Here is a 7,238-nt window from a genome sequence, read left to right on the forward strand (position 1 = left end):
CCACCCAGGCCGGACACCCGACGCAAGAACAGGAGGGGGGACAGGAGATGCGCGTCACCCTGCTCACCGAGGGGACGTATCCGCACCAGCACGGCGGCGTGAGCGTCTGGTGCGACCAGCTCGTTCAGGGCATGCCCGACGTGGACTTCGACATCATCGCCGTCACCGGAACCGGTCACGAGCCGCTCGCCTGGGAGCTGCCCGCCAACGTCCGGTCCGTCACCACCGCACCGCTGTGGGGCCCGGCCGCCGAGGCCAGGGCGCCGCGCGGCAGCGAGATGCGGCGCTTCCTCAACGCGTACGAGCGCTTCCTGCACTCCATCCTCGACCCGGTCTACACCACCCACTTCGGCACCGAGCTGTACGGCTTCGCCGACCTCGCCCGGCGCGGACTGCTCAGCCCCGCGCTGCGCAGCGAGCGGGCCCTGCGCACCCTCCAGCACGTCTGGACCCGCGACTACCTCCCCACCGCCGTCTCCCGGCCCACCCTCCACGACGCCCTGAACGCCACCGACCTCCTGGAGCACGCGCTGCGCCCGCTGTCGGTCGAGCCGCCGACGGACGGCGTCGCCCACGCGGCCAGCGGCGGCCTGGCCACGCTCCCCGGGCTGATCGCCGCCCAGCAGTACGGCGTACCGTTCCTGCTCACCGAGCACGGCATCTACCTGCGCGAGCGCTACCTCGGCTACCGCACCGGCCCGTACCGCTGGCCGGTCAAGGCGCTGCTGCTCGGCTTCTACCGGATGCTCGCCGAGGAGAGCTACCGGCAGGCCGCCCTCGTCACCCCCGGCAACCGGTACAACCGGCGCTGGGAGGAGCGCGGCGGCACCCCGTCGGAGAACATCCGGACCGTCTACAACGGCGTGGACCCGGCGGCCTTCCCGCCCGCCGGACCCGAGCCGCAGACCCCGACCCTCAGCTGGGCCGGCCGGGTCGACCCGATCAAGGACCTGGAGACGCTGATCCGCGCCTTCGCCATCGTCCAGCGGGAGATCCCCGAGGCGCGACTGCGGCTCTTCGGTGGCACTCCCAAGGGCGGCGAGGCGTACCGGGACGGCTGCATAGCCCTGGCCGCCGAGCTCGGCATCGCCGACTCGGTGGCCTTCGAGGGCCGCGTCGCCGACATCACCGACGCGTACGCGGCGGGCAACGTGGTCATGCTCTCCAGCATCAGCGAGGGCTTCCCGTTCACCCTCATCGAGGCGATGTCCTGCGGCCGCGCGACCGTCTCGACGGACGTCGGCGGCGTGCGCGAGGCCGTCGGAGACACCGGCCTGGTCGTCCCACCGCGCGAGCCCGAGCCGATGGCCGCCGCCGCGATCGAACTGCTGCGCGACGCCGAGCGGCGCGGGCGGCTCGGCGAGCAGGCCCGGCTGCGGGTCATCGAGCAGTTCACGCTGCGCCAGAACATCGACGGCTTCCGGGGCATCTACACCGAGCTCCTCGGCACCGCCCGCTGGATGCCCGAGGGCGTGGTGGCCGTCGACGACGACGTCCCGACCGACTGGGACCAGCAGCTCGCCGTCGCCCGGCCCCAGCCGAGCGAGGTGGGGGCGTGAACGAGCACAGCAAGAGAACCATGAAGAGGTGCGCGTGCCGCGAAGCGGCCGCCGAGTGCAGCGAGGTGGGCGCATGAGCGGTCCCATTCGCCTGGTTCCGGACGAGGCCGGCGCCGACCGGACGATGCAGCTGCGCACGCTCCCGCGGGGGCGCCGCCGCCCGGTCCTGCCGGCCCAGCCGGCGCCCGAGGAGGAGCTCGGCCTCTCCGCGGACCCGCTGGACGAACTCGCCGAGCGGCTGCGCGACGTCTGCGCCGACGCCGTCCACCCCTTCGAGATCGCGGCCTTCCTGGAGTCCGACGGCCTCTCCGACGAGCAGGCCGCCCTCCTGTACGGCCGCCCCGACGCCTTCACCGTCGCCGAGGAACTGTTCGAGAAGGTCGAGCGCCGCTACCCCGGCCCGAGCTCCGAGTTCGCCAACCCCTGGCGGGCCGACCCCTGGCGCTGCGTCGTGCGCGGCCTGGTGTTCGCCCTGCCCGGGCTCGGCTACCTGCTCGGCGCCAACCTGTTCGCGGCCACCCGGATGCGCTTCGGCCTGCCCTCGGGCATGCTCGCGCTGACCGTCGCCACCGTCGCCAGCTGGGCCTTCAACCAGGCGCTCGCGCACCGCGCGTACCGCTGGCTCAGCCGGCTGCGGCGCCGGGACTCCGCGGTCTGCCTGAGCATCGGCGCACCGATCGGCGCGCTGATCGCCTCCGCCGCGGCGTACGTCGTCGGCGGGCCGCTCGCCTCCCTGCTGTTCGCCGCCGGGCAGTCCGCCTACCTGGGCGCGGCGACCGTGCTGCTGGTGCTCGGGCGGGAGAAGTTCCTGCTGCTGGCGCTGGCACCGGCCTCGATCGGCGCGGGTGTGGTGCTCGCGGTGGACGTCCCGCAGGTCGTCCGGACGGTGGTCCTGCTGAGCTCGCTCGTGCTGGCCGTCGGCCTGGCGGTCCGCGAGCTCGTCAACTGCATCCGCGGTGACAAGGAGGCCAAGGACGCCGCCACGGTCAGGCTGCAGCTCCGTCAGGAGATCCCGCACCTGCTGTTCGGCCTGGCCTGCGGCACCCTCACCCTGATCGCCGGCCTCGGCGTGACCATCCACCAGGCGGTCGAGACCGGAGCCGCGCGGGGCGCCCACACCGCCCCCACCGGCCCGGCCATGATCGCCCTGACGCTCAGCCTCGGCCTCGCCGAGTGGCTGCTCTTCCGCTACCGGGCGATGGCCGTCGCCGCGCTGCGGGTCAGCCACACCTCCGGCGAGTTCGTCCGCCGCACCGGCGGGGTGCTGCTCGGCTGCCTCTTCATCTACCTCACCACCGTGGCCGCGCTGGACGCCGCCGCGACCGTGCTGTGGCCCGGCGCCCCCGCGCTCGGCGTCCCGCAGCTCGGCGCGCTGCTGCTCCTCGGCGGCTCGCTCTGGCTGGCGCTGCTGCTGAACGCCTTCGGGCTCAGCTGGAGCACCGCCCTCATCTGTCTGGCCGCCGCGGGTGCCGAGAGCGCCGGGCTGCTGACCGGTGCGGATCCGACCCTCCTGCAGCTGATCGGCTGCGGGACGGCCGCCTTCGTCCTCACCGCCATCGCCGGGCCCGTGCTCGGCCGCACCACCCAGCACCGCTGAACACCACCGAAGAACACGCACGACCGAACCACGTGCCCGGCCGGACGCACACCGCAGCGCCGGCCGACAACACCACCGGCCGGACCGCGACAGGCCCGGCCGCTCCCCCGAGAAGCAGAAAGCGAATCACGCATGAGCAGCGTCGCCGTCACCGGAGCCGAGGGTTTCATCGGCTCCCACCTCGTCGAGACCCTGGTCGCCGACGGGCACCAGGTCCGCGCGATGGTCCAGTACAACTCCTTCTCCTCGTTCGGCTGGCTGGAGACCCTGCCGAAGGACGTGCTGGACTCGGTCGAGATCATCCTGGGCGACGTCCGGGACCCGGGTTCGGTCATCGACCTGGTCAAGAACACCGAGACCGTCTACCACCTGGCCGCCCTGATCGCGATCCCGTACTCCTACCGGGCCCCGCACTCGTACGTCGACACCAACGTCACCGGCACCCTGAACGTGCTGGAGGCGGTGCGCCACCTGGGCATCCAGCGCCTGGTGCACACCTCGACCAGCGAGACCTACGGCACCGCGCAGACCGTGCCGATCACCGAGGAGCACCCGATCAACACCCAGTCCCCGTACGCCGCCTCCAAGGCGGGCGGGGACCGGCTGGCCGACAGCTACTACGCCAGCTTCGAGACCCCGGTCGTCACCCTGCGCCCGTTCAACACCTTCGGCCCGCGCCAGTCGATGCGCGCCGTCATCCCGACCGTGATCGCCCAGGTCGCCGCCGGCCAGACCGAGATCACCCTCGGCGACCTGCGCCCGACCCGCGACTTCATGTTCGTCAAGGACACCGCGAACGCCTTCCGCACCGTCGGCACCGCGCCCGCCGAGGCCGTGGTCGGCCGGACCTTCAACGCCGGCACCGGCGGCGAGATCTCGGTGGGCGACCTGGTCACCCTGGTCGGCAAGCTGATGGGCGTCGACCTCGTGGTCAAGGAGGACGAGCAGCGCATCCGTCCGACCAACTCCGAGGTCATGCGCCTGGTCGCGGACGCCACCAAGCTGCGCGAGGCGACCGGCTGGGCGCCCGGCTTCAGCCTGGAGCAGGGCCTGGAGCAGACCATCGAGTTCTTCCAGGACCCGGCCAACCTGGCCCGCTACAAGACCGACATCTACAACGTCTGACCCGCCGCACCGATCCAGCCATCTCTGGTTCTCAAGGCTCGTGTCCTGCACATACCTTCCGTGGGGGAAACACCATGCATGCAGTGATCCTGGCCGGCGGTAAGGGCGTCCGTCTCCGCCCGTACACCACCGCGCTCCCCAAGCCGCTCGTCCCGATCGGCGACCAGCACGCGATCCTGGAGATCGTGATGCGCCAGCTCGCCGCCGCGGGCTTCAAGACCGTCACCCTGGCCATCGGCCACCTCGGCCACATCATCCGCGCGTACGTCGGCAACGGCTCCCAGTGGGGCCTGCGCGTCGGCTACGCCGTCGAGGACAGCCCGCTCGGCACCATGGGCCCCCTGCTCACCATGCAGGACCGCCTGCCCGAGCACTTCCTGGTGATGAACGGCGACATCCTCACCGACCTGGACTTCGCCGGGGTGCTCAAGCACCACGAGACGTCCGGCGCTCCGCTGACCATCGCCACCTACGCCCGCCAGGTGAAGATCGACTTCGGTGTCCTGACCACCGAGTCCGGCAGCATCACCGGCTTCCAGGAGAAGCCGAGCATCGACTACCGCGTCTCGATGGGCGTGTACGGCGTGTCCCGCTCCGCGCTCGCCAAGTACACCCCCGGCCTGCCGCTCGGCTTCGACGAGCTGGTGCTCGACCTGCTGGCCGCCAAGACCCCGCCGTCCTCCTACGACTTCGGCGGCTACTGGCTCGACATCGGCCGCCCGGACGACTACGACCGCGCGAACGCCGAGTTCGCGAGCATCCGCCCGGTGCTGATGCCCTTCGAGGCGGGCACCGTCGCGCCGTCGGTCACGGAGCTGCCGGTCCCCGCCGCCCGCACTGCGGCGGACACCGACCAGACGCCCGCCACCGCGGGCGCCGAGAGCGACGGACGGGCCGCGTGAGGATCCTGCTTCTCGGCGGGGACGGCTTCCTCGGCCGCCACGCCACCGCCGTCCTGCGGTCGCTGCCCGGTGCCACCGTGCTGACCGCGGGCCGGCGGCCCGCCCACGACCTGCGGCTGGACCTGGCCACCGCCCAGCCCGGCCCGCTCGGCGAGGAACTCGCCGCGCTGGCCCCCGACGTGGTGGTCAACTTCGCCGGCGCGGTGGCCGGCAGCGCGGTCAAGCTGGCCGAGGTGAACGCCCGCGGTCCGGCGGTGCTCTGCGAGGCGCTGCAGCTCGGCGCCCCGAAGACCCGGCTGGTGCACATCGGTTCGGCCGGCGAGTACGGCGTCTGCGAGACGGGCAGCTCGCTGTCCGAGGAGGCGGACGCCCGTCCCGTCGGCGTGTACGGCGCGACCAAGCTGGCCGGCTCCCTCGCGGTGGCCGGCTCGCCGCTGGACGCGGTGGTGCTGCGGGTGTTCAACCCGGTCGGCCCGGGGGCACCGGCGGGCTCGCTGCCCGGCCGGCTCGCCGCCGAGCTGCGCCGGGTGGCGCCCGAGGGCACCGACGGCGTCGTGCGGGTCGGGGACCTCTCCGCCCACCGCGACTTCGTCGACGCCCGCGACATCGCGCGCGCGGTCGCCCTGGCCACCGCCGCGGACCGTCCGCTCCCCCGGGTGCTCAACCTCGCCTCCGGGCGGGCCAGGCCGGTCCGGGCGATCGCCGACGGCCTGGTCGCGGCGGCCGGCTTCACCGGCCGGATCGACGAGAGCGGGGCGGGCTCCGAGCGCTCGGCCGCGGTCTCCTGGCAGCAGGCCGACGTGTCGGCCGCCGCCCGGGAGCTCGGCTGGCACCCGGAGACCGACCTCGCCGACACCCTGCGCGACCTCTGGCTCAGCACCGGGCCCGGCCCGACCCCGGTCCTCGGATGACCGGGACCACCCCCGACGGCCGCCTGCTGGTGCCGCTGTACGTCCACCCCGCGGTGGACCCGGCGGCCTGGCGGGCGGTCGCCGCCGCCGACCCGGCCAGGATCGCCGCCATCGTGCTCAACCTGGCCGACGGCCCCGGCGAGGTCCCGGACAACGTCTTCGCCGAGGCCGCCGAGGAACTGCGGGCCGCCGGCCTGCCGCTGCTCGGCTACGCCGACACCGACTACGGCCGGCGCTCCCACGCGGCCGTGGTGGCCGACATCCTGACGTACCGCCAGCGCCACGGCATCACCGGCGTGTACCTCGACCAGGTCGCCTGCCACCCGGGCGCGCTGGCGCACTACCGGCGGCTGGCCACGGCGGCCCGCGCGGCCGGCTGCGGCACCGTCGTGTTCGGCCACGGCGAGCACCCGGACCCCGGCTACGCCGAGGTCGGCCTCGCCGACCTGCTGGTCACCTTCGAGGGCACCTGGGACGCCTACCGGGAGATGACCCTGCCCCTGTGGACCGGCCGCCACGCGGCCTCCCGCTTCTGCCACCTGGTGTACGACGTCCCCGCCGACCAGGCAGGGGACGTCACCGCGCTGATCGCCGCCCGACGGGCGGGCGTCAGCGCCGCCGTTCCGGGCTCCGGGGACAACCCCTGGTGCACCCTCCCCCACGGTCTGACCGCCGCTGAACTGACCTGACCAGATCCGGAGTTCGACAACCGTGAACCGCCGCACCCGGCCCTTACCGGCCGCCATCGCCCTCGCCGTCGCCCTGCTGGCCACCGCGTGCAGCAGCTCCGGGGACGACCACGGCCCGTCGGCCGGTGACTCCCCGAGCGAGCCGCCCGCGGCGACCGCTCCCGGCACCCCCGGCACCCCGAGCGACACCGCGACCCCCGGCGCCCCGGGCACGCCGAGCGCTTCCGACACACCCACGCCCACGCCGACCGGGACTCCCGGGACCCCGTCGGCGTCCGGCAGGCCGTCCGCCCCCGGCACCCCGGGCGGCGGCACCACCGCCCCGCCGCCGTCCGGCGCCCGCTGGCAGCCCGCCCCTGGCCTCGCCTGGCAGTGGCAGCTCGGCGGCGGCGTCGACCAGTCGGTGGACGTGCCGGTCTACGACATCGACGGCTTCGAGAACGACGCCTCGGTGG

Annotated in this window: 5 protein-coding genes and 2 pseudogenes; all 7 read left to right on the plus strand. The window is 73.9% G+C overall.

What is annotated here, in order from left to right; genetic code table 11:
• Positions 1–47: 47 nt before the first annotated feature.
• The gene (gene pelF / locus ACFXDE_RS16170; RefSeq protein ID WP_380494641.1) at positions 48–1,559 is read left to right on the plus strand and encodes a GT4 family glycosyltransferase PelF; all 1,512 of its coding nucleotides are present in this window, start codon (positions 48–50) and stop codon (positions 1,557–1,559) included.
• A 73-nt stretch (positions 1,560–1,632) separates the two neighbouring features.
• Positions 1,633–3,156 (plus strand): hypothetical protein, encoded by a 1,524-nt coding sequence (locus ACFXDE_RS16175; RefSeq protein WP_380494643.1) that lies wholly within the window; start codon positions 1,633–1,635, stop codon positions 3,154–3,156.
• Between the two features lie 132 nt (positions 3,157–3,288).
• On the plus strand, positions 3,289–4,281 hold the full coding sequence (locus ACFXDE_RS16180) for an SDR family NAD(P)-dependent oxidoreductase (RefSeq protein WP_380444582.1): 993 nt from the start codon (positions 3,289–3,291) through the stop codon (positions 4,279–4,281).
• A gap of 74 nt (positions 4,282–4,355) precedes the next feature.
• Positions 4,356–5,057: pseudogene (locus ACFXDE_RS16185) on the plus strand (NDP-sugar synthase); the annotation flags it as partial.
• Between the two features lie 122 nt (positions 5,058–5,179).
• Complete coding sequence (locus tag ACFXDE_RS16190) at positions 5,180–6,094, plus strand: NAD-dependent epimerase/dehydratase family protein (protein WP_380494645.1); 915 nt, start codon at positions 5,180–5,182, stop codon at positions 6,092–6,094.
• A complete protein-coding gene (locus ACFXDE_RS16195) occupies positions 6,091–6,783 on the plus strand; it encodes a spherulation-specific family 4 protein (protein ID WP_380442835.1) in 693 nt (230 codons plus the stop codon). The genes ACFXDE_RS16190 and ACFXDE_RS16195 overlap by 4 nt, the downstream gene beginning before the upstream one ends.
• A 22-nt stretch (positions 6,784–6,805) precedes the next feature.
• A pseudogene (locus tag ACFXDE_RS16200) lies at positions 6,806–7,238 on the plus strand (hypothetical protein); the annotation flags it as partial.

The sequence above is a fragment of the Kitasatospora sp. NPDC059408 genome, from assembly GCF_042751525.1.
Classification (GTDB): Bacteria; Actinomycetota; Actinomycetes; order Streptomycetales; family Streptomycetaceae; genus Kitasatospora.

Coding starts and splice junctions, on each gene's coding strand:
- pelF (WP_380494641.1), top strand. CDS start 48: ATGCGCGTCACCCTGCTCACCGAGGGGACGTATCCGCACCAGCACGGC.
- ACFXDE_RS16195 (WP_380442835.1), top strand. CDS start 6,091: ATGACCGGGACCACCCCCGACGGCCGCCTGCTGGTGCCGCTGTACGTC.
- ACFXDE_RS16175 (WP_380494643.1), top strand. CDS start 1,633: ATGAGCGGTCCCATTCGCCTGGTTCCGGACGAGGCCGGCGCCGACCGG.
- ACFXDE_RS16180 (WP_380444582.1), top strand. CDS start 3,289: ATGAGCAGCGTCGCCGTCACCGGAGCCGAGGGTTTCATCGGCTCCCAC.